Origin of the sequence: Gordonia sp. SL306, from assembly GCF_026625785.1 — a bacterium.
In the GTDB taxonomy this organism is placed as follows: domain Bacteria; phylum Actinomycetota; class Actinomycetes; order Mycobacteriales; family Mycobacteriaceae; genus Gordonia.
The window spans coordinates 3,565,081-3,585,623 of sequence record NZ_CP113063.1 but is presented as its reverse complement, the minus strand read 5'-3'; the positions used below and the strand labels follow the sequence as shown (position 1 = coordinate 3,585,623).

The following is a 20,543-nucleotide window of genomic DNA, read 5'->3' as shown; positions in this document are numbered from 1 at the left end:
ACATGACTCGAGGTCTGGAGTAACGTCGCTCTACTCGCCACTGGAGCGAGATACCGCGGAGCGACATCATGTCCCGTACCGACAAGACAAAACCCTTCTGGGTGAAACTCGCCCACCACGACCTCGAATCACGCGAGATCCACGACCACACCGACGGCGTCTGTGACCTTCCGCCCGCCGAAGTCGGACTCGCCTACACCTACGGCACCTCACAGTGCCGGCGCGAGTTCCGCTACACCGGCACCAGTGCCTGCTGCTGCCCGATGTGTCATGCCCAGGAGTGGCCGGACCGAACGGAGCGCCAGCGTCGCCGCCGCGATCGCCGACGTACCCGAGACAGCCTGCGGGCACTGAGAACGGAGTTCTGATGCCCGCTCACGACGAGCCGGCGATCAGCCCCAGACTGGCGGCCGCCTTCGCAGAGTCAGAAGAGATCGAGAGAGACCCCGACCGCGTGGTTCGCGCCGACTCGACGGTGACACGAGGACGCGGGCCGGGTGACTCGTACGTCGATCACGGCAATCGTTGATCGGGGGTGCGCAGGTTGCGGCGCATGAAGTCGTCAGCGTCGGAGCGGCGGACCTTGTAGGTGCCGCCTGGCACGGTCACTTGAACGGCCTTGAGCGTCCTCGCTGCACACCACCGGCTGACCGTCTGCGGGTGGGGGCTCGTCCCAGTACCTGGGCCCTTCCAGCCCATGTAGTGAGCGGTCTCACGAATGGACATGTAGTCGCTCACTCACACCTACCTTGGTCTGGGATTCAGTGCTGGGGTACGACCGTAAATCCCTCGACAGCCGTCGCGTCGTCGAAGCCCTCCACGGTAACCCGCCATTCATAGCGTCCCGGCGGCAGAGGGAAACCCGGGCCCACTGTAAGTGCAAGAGGCATGCGCAACGGCGTTCCATGAGTCGTCCCAGGTGGCCTGCCGGCTTCAGCGAACGCCTCAAAGACCACGGGCTGGTCCCCCAGCGGCGTTGGAACGTGAACGGCGACACCGTCATCAGTCAGCAACTCGCATTTCAGCTTGTGCTGTTGGTTGGTCTCGTCCCAGTCGATGTCAAGAAACATAACCAGACTGAATCCTGGAGTCGGCGTCGGAATCGTCGTCCACCCCAGGCCGAGGGCATTGACCTTCCCGTTGCTCGAGTCGGCTTGCGCGGCATCGGCTAGCAGAAGTCGAATCTTCATTCAGTGTGAGGCTGCCATAGTGTTGTTCATCGGGGTAACCGGCGTTTGATGTGCGACCACTCGAGGGGCTAGTCCCGTGGTCAAGAGAGACGCGACAGGGCCAAGGCCAAGGTTGGCGAGATCAATCGAGAGGTTCGCGGAACTCGGCACTCGGTCACGCCACAGCACCGACAGATAGACGACGTCGTCCTCGATGGTCTCAACGACTGCCTCGAACTCCATGTCTTCGTCAGCATCAACTGCGATGACATGCTCGCCTTGACCGAGCGGGGCAGATGCGCGCCATTGCGCCGCGCGTACGAGGCCGCCGCGCACTGTCGTACTGAAGTCAACGTCAACCACCTTCATTGCGGCACCTTTCCTCCGGTCGGGTTCAGTATCGGCTCGTCGAAACAAGCAACGAACCTTGCTAGTTCCGATTGTTCCACTGGCCACGTCATGGTGACTTGATGATGGGTTCGCGCCTGTCCGTCAGTCGTATCGAGTTCAAGTTCGAACCCTTGTTCGGCAAGTCGCGAAACCGTCGTCAGCTGCACCGTTGAATGCGGGATTCGACTAACAATACACAGCTCAAACAAGGTCATGCCAGAGGCGGAAGCACTTCGATCGACGTCGCAGAACACTGAGACGACGGGGCCGTACCCGTCACGTACGGCATTCTCGACCCGAACGCCAAGGATCTCAGCATCCCTGATCTTCCCAGCACGGATGACTGTCGCGTCGGGATAGAGGCCACTGGTCACTGTGCGACTGTACCCAAGGGTCCGCTACCTCTGGTTGCGCAAACCTTTGGTCACGCCGTGGTCACACGACACCGATCGAGCGGGATCGAGACCGATGGCGCCGCGACCTCCGAAACCAACCCTGACCTGCCTATTCTATCGATGATGATTGACCGGGATCGTCGCCGATCGACGGCGGATTCCGTCTTTTAATCCGCAGGTCGCAGGTTCGAGCCCTGCTGGGGGCACCGAACATCGGGCGCGACACCTGCCAATTGGGTTGCAAAGACAGGTAGTCGTCTACTCGCGGCGGCATCGCGGAGTCGGTCCACACTTGGATCAGACACCGGAACCGATGCCCTGGAGGGCTCGATGACCACGATCTTCTCCGAACCCGATCATGACCGACTCGTGCGCCGACTGTCCGCGGTCACCGGCGGCGATCTCACCGGCCCGCAGATCGCCAAACTCGCAGGCGGCGACGCCGAGATGCTCAACGACCTCTCCCCGTCGAGCAGACAACGCGTCGCCGCACTTATCGCGCCGACCGCCGACGGAGCTCTGGAAAAGCTCGTGGGCCCGGCCGACTACGTCCCTATCGCCTACCTCGACCTGGCCCGTCGTGCGTCGGCCACCGTGGCCCGGGTCCTGGACCGCCACCGCCGGCCCCTCGGCACCGGAGTCATGGTGTCGCCGCGACTGTTCATGACCAACCATCACGTGATCCCCGATGCCACCGACGCGGCAGCATCGAGCCTGCAGTTCGACTATCAGTTGTGCATCGACGACATCCCCGAGATCGTCACCGAGTTCCGGTTCGACCCGACAACCTTCTTCTGGACCAGCCCCGTCGACGACCTGGACGTCAGCCTCATCGCGGTCGGCCCCAGGCTTGCGGGCGACAAGGCACTCGAGCACTTCGGGTTCACCCCGCTGTCGTCGGCGGCGGACAAACATGCCGAAGGCGACTTCGTCTCGGTCATCGAGCATCCCGACGGGGACTTCAAGCAGATCGCGCTGCGTGAGAACCGGGTGGTCGGCCGCGGCGCGTCGTCGACGACTCTCTTCTACTCCGCTGACACGCTGCACGGATCAAGCGGGAGTCCTGTGTACAACGACGAATTCTGTCTCGTCGCACTGCATCACGCCGGTGGCCCGCGCAACGACCGCACCCTGGACACCGGCGCGCCGGCCCCCGACGACTGCAACGAGGGTATCCGCGCCAGCGCGGTCGTCACGGCCCTTCGTCTCCGTCACGACGATCTGCCCCTGCGCTTCCGAGATCTCCTCGCCGAGGCGCTCAATCCGCCGATGGGATCTGCCCGCACGACGGCCACCGCACCGACACGACCGCCGACGATCGGGACGGCCACCGCGGTATCCGCCGAGCTCGTCCTTCCCGAACTACGGATCGTCGACGGCCGCGCGATCGCGGCCGAGGCCCTCGCGGCGTCACCGACTTCGACGCCCGACGACGTGCCGCCGATCGATGTGCTGTCCGACGGTTCGCCGCCGACGGCAGGCGCGATGGTCCTCGAACGCAACGATGCCCCCGAAACCGATTACGACAAGCGGCGGGGCTATGAGCCCGACTTCCTCCCGCAGGCGGTCGCGCTCCCCACACTCCCGACGGCGCTGGTGAAGCAGTGCGCGCTGCCGCACGGCATGCGCCGATCGGCGGCCGGTGTGGTGCTCCGGTATCACCATTTCAGCCTGGTGATCCGCGCAGATCGCCGAATGCCGGTGTACACCATCGTCAACGTCGACGGACGCCGACTGCGCAGTATCAACCGCACCACAGGCGAGGTCGAGGCCGCGGAGATCTGGTACACCGACCCGCGCATCGACACCGACGCGCAACTCGGGCAGGAGGTGTTCGCCTCGCAGCGACCACGCTTCTTCGATCGCGGCCACATGGTGCGTCGACTCGACCCGGCGTGGGGCAGCCCGGCCACCGCCAAGCTCTCGGCCGACGACACCTTTCACTTCACCAATTGCTGTCCGCAGATCTCTGCCTTCAATCAACACCTGTGGCAGGGCATCGAGAACTACGCGCTCACGAATGCGGGCGCGGAGAAGAAACGCATCACCATCATCACCGGACCCGTGTTCGGCGCCGACGACCCCGTCTACCGCGACGTCGCCGTTCCCCGGGCGTTCTGGAAGATCGTGATCCGTGTGCACGCAGGCCGGCTCCGCGCGACCGGTTTCATCGCCGACCAGAGCGCCGGACTCGACGCCGCGCTCGGCGACGGCACCGAGGCATTTGCCGAACTCGGCACGGTTGCGGTGTTCCAGGCCCCGATCGCGCAGATCGCCTCCACGACCGCGTTGAGGTTCGGCACGCTCGCCGACCACGACACCATGCAGGTCGGCCTCGAATCCGCCGGACCAGCGTTGACCGCCCTCGACGACGTCGACTGGTGACCTCTGCCCCGAGTCGGCCGGATCTCGCCACCGACCAGCCGATCCGCTGCGGGCGCCCGCTCCGAGGTGGATGATCCCACCATGAGGGTTGCGCTCTTCGCCACATGCTTCAACGACACGATGTGGCCCGACACCCCGAAGGCCACGGTGCTGCTGCTCGAGCGACTCGGGGTCGAGGTCGAGTTCCCCGTCGAGCAGACCTGCTGCGGGCAGATGTTCACCAACACCGGCTACGCCGATGAGGCCATCCCGGGTGTCCGTCAGTTCGTCGACGTCTTCGGCGGCTACGACGCGGTGGTCGCGCCATCGGGATCGTGTGTGGGGTCGGTGCGTCATCAGCATCCGTGGCTCGCGGACCGCGCAGGTGATCGTGGGTTGCGCTCGGCCGTCGACGTCCTGGTACCCAAGGTGGTCGAGCTGAGCGAGTTCCTCGTCGATGTTCTCGGCGTCACCGACGTCGGTGCGTACTTCCCACATCGCGTGACCTATCACCCGACGTGCCATTCGCTGCGGATGCTGAGAGTCGGCGAGAAGCCGCTGCAACTCCTGCGAAGCGTCAAGGGGATCGATCTGGTCGAGTTACCGGCAGCCGAGCAATGCTGCGGCTTCGGCGGCACGTTCGCGATGAAGAACGCCGACGTCTCGGTGGCGATGGGCTCGGACAAGACCGCACACGTCAAAGGGACCGGCGCCGAAGTCCTGGTGGCGGGCGACAACTCGTGTCTCGCGCACATCGGCGGCATGCTGTCGCGGGAACGCTCCGGCATCCGCATGATGCACCTGGCCGAGATACTGGCGTCGACCGAGACGGAGCCAGCATGACGACCACCCACCCCGTTCCCGAGACCGGTCATCCCCATGTCGGTGTGACATCCACCTTCGTCGGCATGCCGAAGTTCCCGGTCGCCGCCCGCACCGAACTCGCCAACACCACCCAACGTCGAAACCTCGCCCACGCCACCGGCATCATCCGCTCCAAACGTGCGAGTGTCGTCGCCGAACTCGACAACTGGGAGGACCTTCGGTTGGCGGCGGAGGCCATCAAGAACCGCACCCTCCGTCACCTCGACCATTACCTGGTGCAATTCGAGGAGAAGGCCACCGCGGCCGGCGCGGTGGTGCACTGGGCCCGGGACGCCGAGGAGGCCAACCGGATCGTCGTCGACCTGGTCCGCCGGACCGGCGCCGACGAGGTGGTCAAGGTCAAGTCGATGGCCACCCAGGAGATCGAGCTCAACGAGGCGTTGCAGGCCGCGGGCATCGACGCCTGGGAGACCGACCTCGCGGAGTTGATCGTGCAACTCGGCGATGACTGGCCGAGCCACATCCTGGTCCCCGCCATCCACCGCAACCGCAGCGAGGTCCGTGAGATCTTCCTGCGACGCATGAAGGAGGTCGGCCGCCCGGCCCCCGACGACCTCACCGACGACCCGCGGCGACTCGCCGAGGCGGCACGACTCCACCTGCGCGAGAAGTTCTTACGCGCCAAGGTCGGGATCAGCGGCGCGAACTTCGCGGTAGCCGACACCGGAAGTCTCGTGGTCGTCGAGTCCGAGGGCAACGGCCGGATGTGCCTCACCCTCCCGGAGACGTTGATCTCGGTGGTCGGTATCGAGAAGGTGCTGCCGACCTGGTCCGACATCGAGGTGTTCATGCAGGTGCTGCCGCGGTCGAGCACCGGGGAACGGGAGAATCCGTACACGTCGATCTGGACCGGCGTCACCCCGGGAGACGGTCCACAGAATATGCACATCGTCCTACTCGACAACAATCGGACCACCGTGCTGGCCGACGACGTGGGCCGTGATGCGTTGCGGTGCATCCGCTGCTCGGCGTGCCTCAACGTGTGCCCGGTCTATGAGCGCGCCGGAGGCCACGCCTACGGCTCGGTCTACCCCGGCCCGATCGGCGCCATCCTCACCCCGCAACTCCGTGGCACCAGCTCTGCTGTCGATCAGTCGCTGCCGTATGCATCGAGCCTGTGCGGCGCCTGCTTCGACGCCTGTCCGGTGCGTATCGACATCCCGGAACTGTTGGTGCACTTGCGGACCCGGGTCGTCGACGAGCATCGCGGCAGACTCCCGACGGCGGAGGCCGCGGCGATGAAGGCGATGGCCTGGATGTTCGGCTCCCACAAGCGACTGGAGGCCGCACAGAAGGCGGCGACCTCGAGCAACCGATTCTTCCGGCGGCGCACCACGATCGGGTCGATTCCGGGACCGCTGGCCGGCTGGAGTTCTTCTCGCGACATCCCGGTGCCACCGAAGGAGTCGTTCCGCGACTGGTGGAAACGCGAGCGTGCCACCCGAAACGACGAGGGCAGCGAGGCCGGGACATGAGCGCGCGTGAGGATATCCTCGGACGAATCCGGACCGCGCTCGACGACGTCAGCGATCCTCACGTGGACGAGACGCCCGTCGACTGGGCGTACGGGCAGACGGTCAGCACCGGCGACCTCGGCCTGATCGATCGCTTCGCCGAACGGGTGGCCGACTACCGTGCCGCGGTCGAGCAGGTGTCGGCGGCCGACCTGGACGCCGCGCTAACTGCAGCGCTCTCCGGGGTGAGCGGTGCGATCGTTGCGGACGACGTCGTCCGCCGACGCCTCGGGGTCGATCTGGAATGGCGCAATGACGACGGCCTCTCGCCCGCCGACCTCGATGGGGTCGGCGCGGTGGTGACGACCGCCGCGGTCGCGATGGCCAACACGGGCACCATCGTCCTCGACCACGGACCAGGTCAGGGGCGGCGCGCGGTGTCGTTGGTGCCAGACGTACATGTCTGCATCGTCGACAAGGATCAGGTGGTCGGCGATGTCCCCGAGGCGGTCGCCCGACTCGTCGAGACCGGGGCTCACACACATCCGCAGACGTGGATCAGCGGGCCGAGCGCCACCAGTGACATCGAGCTCGATCGCGTGGAGGGCGTCCACGGGCCACGGACACTGCACGTGCTGATCGTTGGGTGACCCGCGACAGGGTTGCCCCTCCGACCACGACGCTGGGAGCATCGAAGCATGGACTGGTCACCGGATCCGCATGCGTTGCATGGTCGGGTGGCCGTTGTCGCCGGGGCGACACGCGGCGCGGGACGAGGTATCGCCCTCGCACTCGGCGAAGCGGGCGCCACCGTCGTCTGCACAGGACGGAGCAGCCGGTTCGGCGGCATGACGTCCGACTACGACGACCGACCCGAGACGATCGAGGAGACCGCCGAACTCGTCAACGAACTGGGCGGTCAGGGGGTGGCCGCGCAGGTGGACCATCTCATTCCCGAACAGGTCGGCCGGCTCGCCGAGCGATTACGCGCCGACTACGGACAGATCGACGTTCTCGTCAACGACATCTGGGGCGCCGAGATCCTGAAAGGAACTCCCGCAGAGTGGAACACGCCCATCTGGGACCATGATCTCGAACGAGGGCTGAGAATTCTCCGCCTCGGTCTCGACACCCATCTGATCACATCGCACTTTTCTCCTCCCGCTGCTCATCCGGCGCCCCGGCGGCCTGCTGATCGAGATGACCGACGGGACAACCGATTACAATTCCTCGCGCTACCGGATCTCGGTCTACTACGACCTGGTCAAGGTCGCGGTGGGACGTCTGGCTTTCTCCCAGGGCCACGAGCTGACCGATCACGGCGCGACGGCCGTCGCCGTCACACCCGGGTGGTTGCGCTCCGAGATGATGCTCGACAACTACCAGGTGGATGAGACCGACTGGCAGGACGCACTGCACGAGAGAGCCGCCGACCTACCGGTCGCTCCCGGCTCATTCGGGTCGTCGGAGTCGCCCCGCTTTGTCGGCCGCGGCGTGGCCGCGCTGGCCGCCGATCCCGATCGAGACCGGTGGAATCAACATTCGGTGACCTCTGCCGACCTAGCACGAGAGTATGGGTTCACTGACGTCGACGGGCGCACACCCGACGTGTGGAATTCGTGACGATGATCGACCATGCCGCCCTTGCGTGGCGCCGTTCCGGTGCGACTCCTGTTCACTGACGTTCACTGAAGTGACTGAATTTTCCTGCACCGCTTGCGGATTGGTGTTGTTCTCGAACCTGTGTAGTGCTCATCTGCTCAAATGGACTCAGCCATCAGATTGGTTGCCATACAGTAGTTTAAGTGTTTCTGCGGTGACCCAGTCGTCGATGCCAATACCGCCGGCGATCAGTTCGTCCAGCGGGTGTGGGTCGAGATAGTAGGGCAAGTGCTCGGGCTGGACACGAAGCAGACACCTTCGCCGACTGGAAGGCCGTCGATGACCCCAAAGGCCTGCGCTAGACAGTCTGTAGCCGAGTCGTCGAGTGGGAATCGGCGACTCGGCTACGTCCCCCTGTAGACAACGAACAGCTGTGTGTGCGAAGGGGTCTGGTTCAGAACGACTGCCCGTTCACCCTCCGCCAGGGGTTGGTGAGGATCGCGCTCCTTCTGGGTCCGACTGATCCGCGACACACCATCGGCAGGACAGACCAAGCCCAGTTCGTCGAGATCTCCGCTGCCTCGCGGTGTGGGGACAGACGTGCACGGCAGGTCCCCGAACTCGGACAAGGCACGACCGAAGTCGGCTGCACGGAGTTTCCTGAATCCGCCGACAGGCCCATCGAACCGGACAGCAAAAGCGGAGGCGCCGACCGAATCCATCGGCCACACATAGCCTTGTGAGAACGCGAAGCCCTCCGGAACGTGCACACCTTGCCCGTCAACGCGATGAGCAGCATCGCCTTCATCAATGCTCTTGCGTTCAGGCGGAGCCCCGGAACTACATGCTGCGACAAGAGTTCCGACACACAATGCAACAGCTAGGGACACCATGCCCGAACGAGCTCGACGGTAGCGTTTCATCTCTCTCCTTGATAGAAGCAGCACCGACGGCGCCGGCTGGCACGAGCCATCCACCCGACTGTATGCCCCGATGAGGTGGCAGCTGGGTAGGTGTTCGGGTTTGGTTGGTGGTGATGACGCGGGCGGCGCCGGCTTCGGCCGCGATGGCGGCGAGTTCGGTTGCCTGGGCTCGGTAGGCGGGGTCGGTGACGGCGTGGTGATCACCTCGGCCAAGCGTGGAGCGGTCAGTTTCGGTTGTGGGATGGTCGCGGCTCTCGCGCCCAGGTCGGCGAGTCGGCGGGCCCAGAATGGTTGATCTCCGCCGGGTGAGGGCCGGCCGTTCAGTGGTGCGGGTTCTCGGCTGGATACTGGGCTATTTTGCGAGTCACATTTCGGTGCGGTGACGCGGTCGTCGACGACCTAGTTTACCGAAGACACTTCGGCGAGAACGCTTCTTAGCCTTAGCTTCTTCACGCGCAGTAGCGCGTGCTTCCTCAGATCGCACCCCTTTGCGATCCGCCCACGCTGCCACGGTGGCTTCAATGTCACGTGGCATGGTGATGAGCGGCGGCCCTGATGGCAGTTGTAAGCGAGCGTGCACAACCCGTTCGTTGAACTGGGCAATCTCGTGCCGAACCGACTTCTCGTTCGATAGCTGATCGAGTTGCTCGTCCAGGGCGGCGTCATCCTTGCGCAACTGAATGGAGGGTGGCAGGAAGGCGAGACCCTCACGTTTCATGAACCTCTTGAGCCACCAATCTGGGTCATCGGCATCGGACAGATCGAGTGGCTTACCGGTGCCGGGAAGGTCGTCGAAATCGCCGCGTTCGATCGCCTTCCGAATATGCACGTCGGCGAGCAGTGCAATCGCCGTCTCGGAGTCAAACACGAAAGCGGAGGGGTTACAGAACGTGAGGGGCATCGCGTGCTCATGCATCCATCGGCACTCCATGTCGTGGAACTATTTGGGTCACATGTATTATGTCACGTGTATTGCCAAAAGCGAGGGGTCCGAGTGCCGAAGCAGGTTGATCACCACCAGCGACGTGAGTCGATCGCTCATGCACTCTGGCGCGTCGTTGATCAGCACGGCTGGGCACGAGCGACCATGCGCGAAGTCGCCCGCGAGGCCGGAGTCTCACTGGGGCAGTTGCAGCACTACTTCTCCTCCCGCGCCGAGATGCTGGCCTTCGCGATGGAGTTTGCTTCAGAACAGACATCTCGCCGAGTCGCACGAAGCCTGAGCTCACTCGGCCAACCTCCGCATCCTCGCGACGTGCTGCGAGTAGTCCTCACGGAGATGCTGCCTCTGCGACCCGACTCCCGTGCCACCAGCCGTATGAACGCGGCTTACGTGCTCGAAGCGATGCACGACCCATCACTGCGTCAACAGGTTGGCCTCGGACTGCGGGATGGACGCGCAATGGTCGAAAGCCTCATCCGGGAGGCGATCAGACAGGGGCAGATCCGTCGCGATTGCGATCCGATCATCGAAACGGACCTCGTCCTTGCGTTGACCGGCCTCGGTCCCCTTCTCGACCTTGACGTCATCAAACCACAAGCGGCGCTCGCAGCCATTGACCAGCATCTCGACCGACTCTTCGAACCCAGGTCATAACGGGTCACGGTAAAGATCGAGTAGACCCTGCCAACAATCTTGACCGCTTGCTGCAGAAGACGGAAGAACACCATGCCACGAGCGCCCGACATGCGTCTATTGAAGCGAAAGGCGAACTCGTCGAGATAGTAGGGCAAGTGCTCGGGCTCGACGTAGTGGTGCGTACCTGCATTCCATCGTTTGAGCAGCGACGCGATGAGGGCCTGGGAACGTGACGTGGCCAGGCTCAGGCGAGCTGTAGCCCGAGATGAACTCATGCCGGAATCCCTCATCGGCTAGACGCCGCAAGAATCGAGTCCCATCGGTCCGGATCAACGATCCTGGTTCAATCACTTCGTGGGCGAAGTCCAGCATCTCGTGTGAGCCGGGTGCTGAACCCACACGGAGTCGCACTCGGCCAAGGGGTAGCTCTCTACCATGTTGTGCCCCAAGTCGTTCCACTGCAAACATCACCGGCACGTTCGTCGATGACACACCGACCCGACCGCGGCTGCGGCCACCGATGAACGACTCGTCGAGCTCGACGACACCGGCGAGAAGATCCCGAAACCACGTGGTCAACGGCGTACGGGTGCGATGAAAAGATCGTTCCCGCCGTTACCGAGGTCTTTAGGCCGTTCGAGTGGATTGGATGGCATGAGAGCAGCGGCGCATCTCATCGGTATCGCCGATTCGCCCAGGAAATGTCACGTCGACGACCTTCCACTCGCCACCTGACTCCAGCCGACCATTCACCCATGCACCCGGCAGCGCCGGGAGCGCCGGGAGCGCCGAGAGCGCAGTCGAACCTTGACAAGTCAACAGCGTGAAACCCTAACGGCACCAATTGGTGTCGCATACCCGACGGCCTGCCCGACACGGCAAAGGTGCGCGGTATGCGGCACCAGCGGGCGAGCTCTGACGCGGCAGGCGAGACCTTCACGCCCCGATCGAGACCTCGCTGACGGCGTCGACGGCCTCGGTGAACGGCGGGATGAAGAACGGCGCACCGAGGACGCAACACGCATGTCCGCCGTCGACCTCGAATCGGCGCGCGCCGGGGATGCCGTCGATGAGCAGTTGCTGACGTTCCGGCTCCACCACCCGGTCCCGGACGGATACCACCACCGAGGTGGGCACATCGATTTCGCCGAGCCATGGGCGCGAGTCGAATTCACCGAGCCCGTCGCCGAATTGCCCCATCTGCGCCAGCGGGGTGGAGAAGAACTGGCGCATCGCCCACACCGTGGTGTGCGCGGAGGTGTCGTCGAGGCGTCGCGACGGTTTCGGCATGATCCGGCTCATCGCGGTCAGCAGTCGTCCGGTCCGTTGGGCATTGGCCCGATGCGCGGGGTCGCGGGTGCTGAAATAAGGCCCGGTCGAGCAGAGCACCAGCCCTGCCACGCGTTGTCGGTGTTGCCGCCACGTGAGCTGGGCGATGCCGCCACCCATCGAGAAGCCCGCTGCGATGAACGTGTCGATGCCGAGTGTGTCGGCCAGTGCCACCACATCGTCGGCACAGTCCACCAGGTCGAAGCCGTCCGACCGGATGCCGCGGCCGTGCCACCGCTGATCCATCGTGATGACCCGGTACCGCTGATTCAGCTCCGGGATCACCGGATACCAACAGAGCAGACCGGTGGTCAGTACCGAGTGCAGCAGGAACACCGCGGGTGCGTCCTTCGGCCCGGAATCGGTGACGTAGGTCGGGCCGCGGCCGGGGAGATCGACACTCGCGCCGGCCGGGATGTCGCGGATCGGATACGGACGTAGGACATGCCCGAATCCACGGGCGACACCACGGGCGAACTCAGAACTCACCCTCACGACGGTACGCGGTTCTCGATGAGAAATACCTGTGGTCAGCGGTAGTCGATCACGATCCGACCTTCGATCTTGCCCTCCTCCATCCGGCGGAACACATCGTTGATGTCTTCGAGGCGGGTCGTCGCGACGGTCGGCTTCACGAGCCCTCGCACGTAGAAGTCGAGTGCCTCGGTCATGTCCTGCCGGGAACCGACGATCGAACCCCGGATCGTGAGTCCCTTCAGCACCACGTCGAAGATCGGAGCGGGGAAGTCGCCCGGTGGCAGCCCGACGAACACGATGGTCCCGCCGCGTCGCGCCATACCGATCGCCTGTCCGAAGGCCTGCGGGTGGACGGCGGTCACGAGCACGCCGTGCGCGCCGCCGGTCTGTTCGACGATCGCCTCGGCAACATCCACTTCGGTGGCGTTCACGGTGACCTCCGCGCCCAGTTCACGGGCCAGATCGAGCTTGTCGTCGCCGATGTCGACGGCGGCGACCCGCATGCCCATTGCCGTCGCATACTGGACCGCGACGTGGCCGAGACCGCCGATCCCGGAGATCACCATCCACTGACCCGGCTTGGTCTCGGAGACCTTCAAGCCCTTGTAGACCGTGACGCCGGCGCAGAGGATCGGCGCCACCTCGACCGGGTCCACACCATCGGGGATGCGGGCGGCGAACCGCTCGTCGACGAGCATGTAGGTGCCGAACGAGCCGTTGACGGAGTACCCGCCGTTCTCCTGTTTCTCACACAGCGTCTCCCACCCAGTGCGGCAGTACTCACATTGACCGCATGCCGACCAGAGCCACGCGTTGCCGACCTTGTCGCCGACTGCGATGTCGGTCACGCCCGGCCCCACCGCGACGACGGTGCCGTAGCCCTCATGGCCCGGGACGAACGGGGGTGTCGGCTTCACCGGCCAATCCCCGTGCGCCGCATGGAGGTCCGTGTGGCACACGCCGGACGTCTCGAGCTTCACGAGCGCCTGCCCGTGACCGGGCGCGGGCATCTCGACTTCCGAGATGGTCAGCGGATCTCCGAAGCCGGTCACCACGGCGGCCGTGAAAGTCTGATCTGTCATCGCGCATCACCTTCCGATCGAGACGTCCCCCTCAAATCTGTCGGGGTCACGTGACCCAAGACACAACTTACGTGGGATGCTGGATGAATGATGGACATCGACCGTCCCAAGATCGAGGGCTCCGTCGCGGTCGGCGGGGGTCAACGGCGGATCGGGTTCGCCGAGTTCGGATCGGCCAACGGCCGCGCCGTGTTCTGGTTGCACGGGACTCCGGGAGCACGCCGCCAGATCCCGACCGAGGCGCGCGCATTCGCGGCCGAGAACGGCATTCGGATCATCGGACTGGACCGGCCGGGCGTCGGCTCGTCGACGCCCCACTCGTATCGATCCGTCTCCGAGTTCGCCACGGACCTCGGCGAGGTCGCCGACTTGCTGGGTATCGACCGATTCGCCGTCATCGGCCTCTCCGGCGGCGGACCGTATGCCCTCGGGGTGGCCTATGCGTATCCCGATCGGGTGGTGACGGCGGGCATCCTGGGCGGCGTCGCACCGACCGTCGGACCCGACGCGATCGACGGCGGCGCGATGCGGCTCGCCCGCGCCGCCGCGCCGGTCCTACGGGTGGCCGGGGCGCCGGTCGGCAAAGTGGTGAGTTCGGTGCTGAGTGTGGCGCGCCCGATCGCCGATCCGGCGATCTCCATCTACGGACGCCTGTCGCCGCAGGGAGACCGGGAGTTGCTGTCGCGCCCCGAATTCCGGGCGATGTTCCTCGACGACCTGCTCCACGGCGGATCCCAGCGAATGGAGGCACCGTTCTCCGACATCGTGGTCTTCTCGCGGGACTGGGGCTTCCAGGTGTCCGACGTGACCGTACCGGTGCGATGGTGGCACGGCGACCGCGACCACATCATCCCGTACAGCCACGGCGAACACATGGTGTCGCTCCTGCCCGACGCGAAACTCTTCACGATGCACGGCGAGAGTCATCTGGGGGCGCTCGGGATGTCGGTCGACATCATCACCGAACTCCTGGCGGTCTGGGACCAACCCGGCTGACTGTGTCGCCGGCCGTCAGGGCGCCGTGGTCGACAACCCGACCGCGAGTCCCAGCACCACGGCCATCACCATCAGCTCCCCGACGGCGAGTCTGATCGAGGTGGCCTCCGACGACCGGTGTCGGATGACCGCGGGTACCCACGCCCGACGATGTCGCGCACCCAGCACCACGAGGGCGACCGTGCCTGCCACCTTGGCCAGCAGGATGCGCCCGTAGCCCGATCCGACGAGTTCGCCGAGACCGACCTCCATGAGACCGGTGATCGCGCCCGTCGCGGCGATGACCGCGACCGCCCACACCGCCCGTCGTGAGAAGACGGGCAGGGCCGTGGTCCAGCCGGCCCGGCCGCGGATGGTGACGAGCATTGCCGCGAGACACCCGCACCACCAGGCCGCGGCCAGCGCGTGGGCGCCGATCAGCAGAGGGCCGACGGCGGTCTGACTCGGATGTCCGGTGATGGCGGCTGCCAGCAGTCCGATGGCCCCGAGTACCGCGTAGGCCGCGACCGGCGGATGCATCCGGCCGGCGAGCTGGACGGATGCCACCGCGACCACCAGCACCGCCGCGATCAGCTCGACCACCTCGGGCGCCCCCTCGCCGAGAGTGTCGGCGAACTGGCCGACACTCACCGACAGGGACGACTCGCCCGCCTGGTCCGCCGTGCGCATCCAGGCGGAGACAAGCGCCGCGACACACCAGACGCCACCGGTCACACCGATCACCCGTACCGACGGACGGAGTCCGAGCCCGGGCAGCGCACCCAGGCCGACCAGCAGGACGGCGGCGCCGACCGCAGCCGTGGACGGGACGGCAAGCGCCTCCGGTCCGCCGGGTGCGGCGAGGATCCAACAGACACCGAGGCCGGTGAACATCGCGAGCAGCGCACCCGGTAGCGCCAGATCGCGCATCCACGATCGCGACTGCGGGGTACGCCTGCCCGCGATGCCCACGTCAGTCCGTCCGGGTCACGACGACCGTCGAGTGGGCCGGCGCGTCAGCCACAGCACCACGCCCAGACCACCAACCAGCACGACGACCGCGACGACGATGAAGGGCCACAACGGCGGACCGTCGTCGCCGCCGCCGGACGTCGCGTCGGCAGCCGGACCGGGAGTCCCGTTGCCCGCGGTCGCGAGCTCGAAGGTCCTCTTGCCCTCGACCGGGTGTCCGTCGGCCGACGTGACTCGGTAGTTGAGCGTGTACGTTCCGGCCGGACCGAGCTCCCGCAATGCGACGCTCAGTCGCGGACCGCTCACCGTCGGCTTGCCGTCCTGCCAGTAATGGTTGTCGGGACCCACCACGGTCAGCACGGCGAACGACTCTTGGATGGGTTCGTTGAAGGTGATGGTGACCTGCTGCGGGCCGGTCTGTACCGAGGCGCCATCGGCCGGATCCGTCGACACCACGCGTGAGTGGGCCGACGCGATCGGTGCTGCCCAGGTGCCGATCAGCCCGGTCAGCAGGACACCGACGACCACCGCGAGCACGGTCGACGGTGAGCGGCGACGGACAGTCGTGGCCGCCGACTCCGGCCTACGCATCTTCACCACGTCGCGCATCGTCATCGCCGGGTGTCTCGGTGCCGCGTCGGCCGGAGCGGACCAGCGCGCCGATACCGAACACTGCGCCGAGCGCTCCGATCACCAGGCCGATACCGCCCAGCCAGCGTGCGGTGCCGTCAGCCGACGACGAGTCCGCATCCGACGCCGTCGAGGTCTCCGTGCCACCGCTCTGGTCTGCGCTGCCACCGTGATGGTCGGCACCTTCTTCGGCTGCCGGCAAGGTGAGAGTCGGCGCCGGGTGTTCCGGCTCCTCACCGTTCGCGCCCATGGGCTGTGACCAGTCCACCTTCTCGCCATCGGCGTAGGTCTGCACGGCGGGTAGTGACACGCTCTCCTGCTCGGGGAACGGCCCACCCGAGATGCGGAACTGGGCGAACTCGCCGACCGGTACACCCGGTGTACCCGGCAGCGCGGTCCACGTGATGGAGGTGACCTCCTCGGTGGCGGGGTCCTTGGCGACGGTGGCCTTCCACCCCGACATCACCTCGGGGCGAGCCGACTTCAGCTTGGGCAGGGTCACCGTCAGGGCGGTGGTCGCGGCCGTGTCGGATTCGTTGGGCACCACCAGGTTCACCACGCCGTAACCCCCCTGACTCAGGGTCGGCGCGTTCGCAGTGACGTGCGCAGAGGCCGCGCCCACCCCGGCGAAGGTGGCCGCCGCCGCGACGGCGAGGGCTCCAGCGGGCACGGCGAGTCGTCGAATCAGTCTGTTACTCATGATTGTTGGTTCTTTCCAGGTCTCGGAGACACGCGGAATACGCGTGTGATGATCGCCCCGCGCCAGCCGAGCACGCTCAGAGACGTACCGGCACGCGGAGGTGCCACCGCGTCGCGACGGGAGTCGGACGGCGCTGGCGAATCGGGTCAGGACAGCGCGGGCGGACCGCGGACCCCGACCCCTCCGACGACGACACCGGTGTAGAGATAGGGCGCCACCCAGCGCACGGGTACGACGGGTGGAGACGCGGCGGCCCGCGGTGGCGGGAACAGACGCCGCACCGTCGACGTGAGTGCCCGCAGCAGGCCGGCCGCAGCCACGATGAGCCCCGCACTCAGCGGGATGGCGATCAGGTGTGTGAGCAGCATCGGCAGGAGCGCGTCGTGGTGCATCGTCGACGACGGTGTCGCAACGGCCATCAACGACAGATGCGAAGCAATCTGGGCCAGCGTCAGAAGGCCCGCGGTACACAGCGTGGCCGTGGTCGCCGACCGCCGCCGCTGACTGCCGAGTACCAACGCCACGAGGGCGCCGATGCCCCCGCTGAGCAGCACTCCGGCCGAGCCCGGCACCGAGCCGGCCCCGAGACCGTGCGCGGCCACCGCGACCACCGGGACGACGACGCCCGCCGCGACGCGCGTCAGCACATCCGGCGACCGATCAGGCGTCGTACGACCCATGACCGGCATCCTAGTGCGCTGCCCGGGCCTCCTGAGCAGGGCACTGATGGTTGGCCGGACTCGGCCCGTGATCCGCGGCGACGATGACAGGATGAGATCATGCCGAACACGTCGACCGCTGTCGAGATCCGCGAGCTGTCGTCCCCCGCCGATCTCCAGCAACTGACCCACGTGTTCGACGACGTGTGGCACCCCGACCCCGGCAACCGGCCGGTGAGCGTCGACATGCTCCGCGCCCTCTCCCACGCGGGGAACTACGTCGCCGGCGCGTATGTCGGCGACCGGTTGGCAGGCGGGAGCGTGGGCTTCTTCGCGGCGCCGGTCGGTCGAACGCTGCACAGCCACATCACCGGGGTGTCCCGGATCGGCCGCGGCCACAACGTCGGCCATGCACTCAAGATGCACCAGCGCGAGTGGGCCGTGGCGCGCGGCCTGCAGACCATCACCTGGACCTTCGATCCTCTCGTCGCGCGCAACGCCTATTTCAACCTCACCAAGCTCGGTGCGGTGCCGGTTGCCTACCACCGAGATTTCTATGGCGAGCTCGCCGACCAACTCGCCGGTGGCGACGAGAGCGATCGGCTGCTCGTCTCCTGGTCGCTCGGTTCTCCCGCGCTGCCGGCACCCACGGACAGCGTCGACGACCTACTCGGCGCCGGTGCGCGCCTCGGCATCGACGTCGTCGCAGGCGACCCTCGCCCGGTCACCGACATCGGTTCCGATTCGGCGATGATCATTCCGGTCCCGCGCGACATCGAGGCGATGCGGCGGACACATCCGGTCGTCGCGGCACAGTGGCGAATCGCCCTGCGCGCCGCGCTCGCCCCGCTCCTCGATCCCGCCGGAACCGAACGCGCGATCCGGTTCCTGCGGACCGGCCACTACGTGGTGGCGCCGACCGGAGACTGACCGCGCCACCGGTCAGCTGCTACTCCGCCGCAGGGTGACCCGATACGTGTAGTGCTCGGGCAGGAAGTGACTCACAGCCAATTCGACGGCGTTCCCTTCGGCATCGCTGTAGAGGCGGTCCACCCGCAGCATCGGATGGCCCTCCGGACAATTCACCTGTTCGGCCACCGACGCATCCGCGGCCGCGACCGTGATGGATTGTGCAGCCTCCACGATCGGACGGTCCAGATGGGGTTCGAGCAGGCCGATCATGGTGTGCGCACTGGTGGCCCCGGCCGCCACCTCCGGTCGTTCGATCACCGGTCGCGCCACCGACTCCGGCCACCACACCGTCGTCAGGACGAAGGGCACACCATCGTGAAAGCGGCGGAAGACCATGCGATACACCAGGTCGGTGTCCAGCCGCAGGCGACCGGCCGCGTCGAGGTCGACCTGCCGTCGGGGGGCGGACACCACCTCCATGGTGGTGTCGTCCGACAGATTCATCAGGTCCTCGATGGATCCGAGTTGCCGCAGGTACCGCCCGTTGCCCTCGGTGGCAAAGGTCCCTCGGCCCGGCACCCGGTACACCGCACCTTCGGCGACCAGATCCTGGAACGCACGCCGTACCGTCTGCCGGCTCAGACCGAACTCCTCGGACAGTTCCGATTCGGTGGGCAATCGGACTCCGCCGCGGTAGCGACCCTCCGCGATCCGCGCACGAAGCGTCCCGGCCAGTGCCCGATAGGCGGGCTCGGTCGTGTCGCGTGCGCTCATCGCGGAATCCTCACCGTCGCTCAGATCCCGCCCCGGGCGACGAGTTGCCCCGCGATGACATTCCGCTGGATCTCGTTGGTGCCCTCGCCGACGATCATCAGCGGAGCGTCCCGGAAGTAGCGTTCGACGTCGAATTCGGTCGAGTAGCCGTAGCCGCCGTGGATGCGGACCGCGTTCAGCGCGATCTCCATGGCGACCTCGGACGCGAAGAGTTTGGCCATACCCGCCTCCATGTCGCAGCGTTCGCCACGGTCATACTGGTCGGCGGCATGCCACGTCAACTGCCGTGCCGCAGTGAGCTTGGTGGCCATGTCGGCCAGATAGTTGCCGATGGACTGGTGCTTCCAGATCGGCTGCCCGAACGATTCGCGCTGTTGGGCGTAGGCGAGAGAATCCTCGAGCGCCGCGGTGGCCACTCCCAGTGCACGGCAGGCGACCTGAATACGTCCGGTCTCCAGTCCCTTCATCATCTGGCCGAAACCCTTGCCCGGCTCGGTGCCGAGTATCGCCGACCGGGAGATCCGATAGTCGTCGAACGACAGCTCACAGGTCTCCACGCCCTTGTACCCGAGCTTCGGCAGATCACGCGAGACCGTCAGTCCCGGACCGTGTTCCACCAGCACGATGGAGATGCCCCGGTGCCGCGGCTGCGCGGCCGGATCGGTCTTGCACAGCAACGCGATGAGACCCGAACGCCGCGCGTTGGAGATCCACGTCTTGGAACCGTTGATGACCAGGTCGTCGCCGTCGACCTTGGCCACCGTCGACATGTTCTGCAGATCCGAACCGCCGCCGGGTTCGGTGAGCGCCATGGTCGCCCGCATCTCGCCGGTCGCGAGCCGAGGCAGGTAACTCTGCTTCTGTTCATCGGTGCCGTATTCGGTCAACAGTTTCGCGACCACCGTGTGACCGCCCATCGCGCCGGCCAGGCTCATCCAGCCCCGGGCGAGCTCCTGGGTCACCTGGGCATAGCAGGGCATCGAGACCGGCGAACCGCCGAACTCCTCCGGAACCGCGAGACCGTAGATGCCGATCTGCTTCATCTGCTCGATCCACTTGTCCGGGTACTCGTTGGCGTGCTCGACCTCCTGCACCGTCGGCTTGACGTCGCGGTCGACGAACGCGCGCACGGTCTCGACGAGAAACGACTCTTCGGCGTTCAGGTTGCTCATGGACCCACCTCACACAGCAGCAATACATTGGTGACGATTTGTACGGCCATATTTGCCCCTCCGGGTTGCGCTGTCAAGGCCTGTCGCGCACTTCCGTTGC

20 protein-coding genes and 2 pseudogenes are annotated in these 20,543 nt (G+C 66.0%); 9 read left to right on the top strand and 13 right to left on the bottom strand.

All coding sequences use genetic code 11. The annotated features are described in order from the left end of the window. The first annotated feature begins 68 nt into the window (after positions 1 to 68). A complete protein-coding gene (locus OVA31_RS16400) occupies positions 69 to 368 on the top strand; it encodes a hypothetical protein (protein ID WP_267627666.1) in 300 nt (99 codons plus the stop codon). A 393-nt stretch (positions 369 to 761) separates the two neighbouring features. Here the strand turns inward: OVA31_RS16400 and OVA31_RS16395 are convergent, their stop codons facing one another. Genes OVA31_RS16395 through OVA31_RS16385 form a run of 3 tightly spaced genes read right to left on the bottom strand, consistent with a single transcriptional unit; the run spans position 762 to position 1,933 of the window. After that, a complete protein-coding gene (locus OVA31_RS16395) occupies positions 762 to 1,190 on the bottom strand; it encodes a DUF6941 family protein (RefSeq protein WP_267627663.1) in 429 nt (142 codons plus the stop codon). Further along, positions 1,191 to 1,538: a hypothetical protein gene (locus tag OVA31_RS16390; RefSeq protein ID WP_267627662.1), complete on the bottom strand. Its 348-nt coding sequence runs from the start codon at positions 1,536 to 1,538 to the stop codon at positions 1,191 to 1,193. Further along, entirely contained in the window at positions 1,535 to 1,933 is a 399-nt protein-coding gene (locus OVA31_RS16385) for a hypothetical protein (RefSeq protein WP_267627661.1), read from the bottom strand. The genes OVA31_RS16390 and OVA31_RS16385 overlap by 4 nt, the downstream gene beginning before the upstream one ends. Positions 1,934 to 2,284: 351 nt before the next feature. Between OVA31_RS16385 and OVA31_RS16380 the strand changes: the two genes are divergently transcribed. The 5 genes and pseudogenes from OVA31_RS16380 (at position 2,285) to OVA31_RS16360 (ending at position 8,280) form a co-directional block, all read left to right on the top strand. Further along, positions 2,285 to 4,339: a DNA/RNA non-specific endonuclease gene (locus OVA31_RS16380; RefSeq protein ID WP_267627660.1), complete on the top strand. Its 2,055-nt coding sequence runs from the start codon at positions 2,285 to 2,287 to the stop codon at positions 4,337 to 4,339. Positions 4,340 to 4,420: 81 nt separating this feature from the next. Continuing rightward, on the top strand, positions 4,421 to 5,161 hold the full coding sequence (locus OVA31_RS16375; protein ID WP_267627659.1) for a (Fe-S)-binding protein: 741 nt from the start codon (positions 4,421 to 4,423) through the stop codon (positions 5,159 to 5,161). Further along, on the top strand, positions 5,158 to 6,678 hold the full coding sequence (locus tag OVA31_RS16370) for a LutB/LldF family L-lactate oxidation iron-sulfur protein (RefSeq protein WP_267627658.1): 1,521 nt from the start codon (positions 5,158 to 5,160) through the stop codon (positions 6,676 to 6,678). The genes OVA31_RS16375 and OVA31_RS16370 overlap by 4 nt, the downstream gene beginning before the upstream one ends. Next, positions 6,675 to 7,307: a LutC/YkgG family protein gene (locus tag OVA31_RS16365; RefSeq protein ID WP_267627657.1), complete on the top strand. Its 633-nt coding sequence runs from the start codon at positions 6,675 to 6,677 to the stop codon at positions 7,305 to 7,307. The genes OVA31_RS16370 and OVA31_RS16365 overlap by 4 nt, the downstream gene beginning before the upstream one ends. Positions 7,308 to 7,355: 48 nt before the next feature. Beyond that, a pseudogene (locus OVA31_RS16360) lies at positions 7,356 to 8,280 on the top strand (SDR family oxidoreductase). Positions 8,281 to 9,546: 1,266 nt separating this feature from the next. Here OVA31_RS16360 and OVA31_RS16355 read toward each other — a convergent pair. After that, a complete protein-coding gene (locus OVA31_RS16355) occupies positions 9,547 to 10,083 on the bottom strand; it encodes a DUF1992 domain-containing protein (RefSeq protein WP_267627656.1) in 537 nt (178 codons plus the stop codon). Positions 10,084 to 10,176: 93 nt separating this feature from the next. Between OVA31_RS16355 and OVA31_RS16350 the strand changes: the two genes are divergently transcribed. Further along, complete coding sequence (locus OVA31_RS16350) at positions 10,177 to 10,779, top strand: TetR/AcrR family transcriptional regulator (RefSeq protein ID WP_267627655.1); 603 nt, start codon at positions 10,177 to 10,179, stop codon at positions 10,777 to 10,779. Between the two features lie 41 nt (positions 10,780 to 10,820). Here the strand turns inward: OVA31_RS16350 and OVA31_RS16345 are convergent. The 3 genes and pseudogenes from OVA31_RS16345 to adhP form a co-directional block, all read right to left on the bottom strand. Further along, positions 10,821 to 11,401 (bottom strand): annotated as a pseudogene (locus tag OVA31_RS16345) (IS1595 family transposase); the annotation flags it as partial. A 296-nt stretch (positions 11,402 to 11,697) separates the two neighbouring features. Continuing rightward, on the bottom strand, positions 11,698 to 12,579 hold the full coding sequence (locus OVA31_RS16340) for an alpha/beta fold hydrolase (protein WP_267627654.1): 882 nt from the start codon (positions 12,577 to 12,579) through the stop codon (positions 11,698 to 11,700). A gap of 41 nt (positions 12,580 to 12,620) precedes the next feature. Next, the gene (gene adhP, locus OVA31_RS16335) at positions 12,621 to 13,649 is read right to left on the bottom strand and encodes an alcohol dehydrogenase AdhP (protein WP_267627653.1); all 1,029 of its coding nucleotides are present in this window, start codon (positions 13,647 to 13,649) and stop codon (positions 12,621 to 12,623) included. Positions 13,650 to 13,736: 87 nt separating this feature from the next. Here adhP and OVA31_RS16330 point away from each other — a divergent pair, with 87 nt between their 5' ends. Next, positions 13,737 to 14,645: an alpha/beta fold hydrolase gene (locus tag OVA31_RS16330; RefSeq protein WP_267627652.1), complete on the top strand. Its 909-nt coding sequence runs from the start codon at positions 13,737 to 13,739 to the stop codon at positions 14,643 to 14,645. A 15-nt stretch (positions 14,646 to 14,660) separates the two neighbouring features. On the opposite strand, the gene OVA31_RS16325 is transcribed toward OVA31_RS16330, so the two are convergent. From OVA31_RS16325 to OVA31_RS16310, 4 genes are all read right to left on the bottom strand, one after another. Further along, positions 14,661 to 15,596, bottom strand: a complete 936-nt coding sequence (locus OVA31_RS16325; protein WP_324290117.1) for a copper resistance D family protein — start codon at positions 15,594 to 15,596, stop codon at positions 14,661 to 14,663. A 15-nt stretch (positions 15,597 to 15,611) separates the two neighbouring features. After that, on the bottom strand, positions 15,612 to 16,211 hold the full coding sequence (locus tag OVA31_RS16320; RefSeq protein ID WP_267627651.1) for a copper resistance CopC family protein: 600 nt from the start codon (positions 16,209 to 16,211) through the stop codon (positions 15,612 to 15,614). Next, positions 16,180 to 16,926, bottom strand: a complete 747-nt coding sequence (locus OVA31_RS16315; protein ID WP_267627650.1) for a YcnI family protein — start codon at positions 16,924 to 16,926, stop codon at positions 16,180 to 16,182. The genes OVA31_RS16320 and OVA31_RS16315 overlap by 32 nt, the downstream gene beginning before the upstream one ends. A gap of 146 nt (positions 16,927 to 17,072) precedes the next feature. Next, a complete protein-coding gene (locus OVA31_RS16310) occupies positions 17,073 to 17,606 on the bottom strand; it encodes a YtxH domain-containing protein (RefSeq protein ID WP_267627649.1) in 534 nt (177 codons plus the stop codon). A 99-nt stretch (positions 17,607 to 17,705) separates the two neighbouring features. Between OVA31_RS16310 and OVA31_RS16305 the strand changes: the two genes are divergently transcribed. Continuing rightward, the gene (locus tag OVA31_RS16305) at positions 17,706 to 18,515 is read left to right on the top strand and encodes a GNAT family N-acetyltransferase (protein WP_267627648.1); all 810 of its coding nucleotides are present in this window, start codon (positions 17,706 to 17,708) and stop codon (positions 18,513 to 18,515) included. 12 nt (positions 18,516 to 18,527) lie between these two features. Here OVA31_RS16305 and OVA31_RS16300 read toward each other — a convergent pair whose 3' ends face one another. Both OVA31_RS16300 and OVA31_RS16295 read right to left on the bottom strand, forming a co-directional pair. Beyond that, positions 18,528 to 19,271 carry a GntR family transcriptional regulator gene (locus OVA31_RS16300; RefSeq protein WP_267627647.1) on the bottom strand — a complete coding sequence of 248 codons (744 nt, stop codon included), beginning with the start codon at positions 19,269 to 19,271 and terminating at the stop codon, positions 18,528 to 18,530. A 20-nt stretch (positions 19,272 to 19,291) separates the two neighbouring features. Further along, entirely contained in the window at positions 19,292 to 20,443 is a 1,152-nt protein-coding gene (locus OVA31_RS16295) for an acyl-CoA dehydrogenase family protein (RefSeq protein ID WP_267627646.1), read from the bottom strand. Positions 20,444 to 20,543 lie beyond the last annotated feature (100 nt).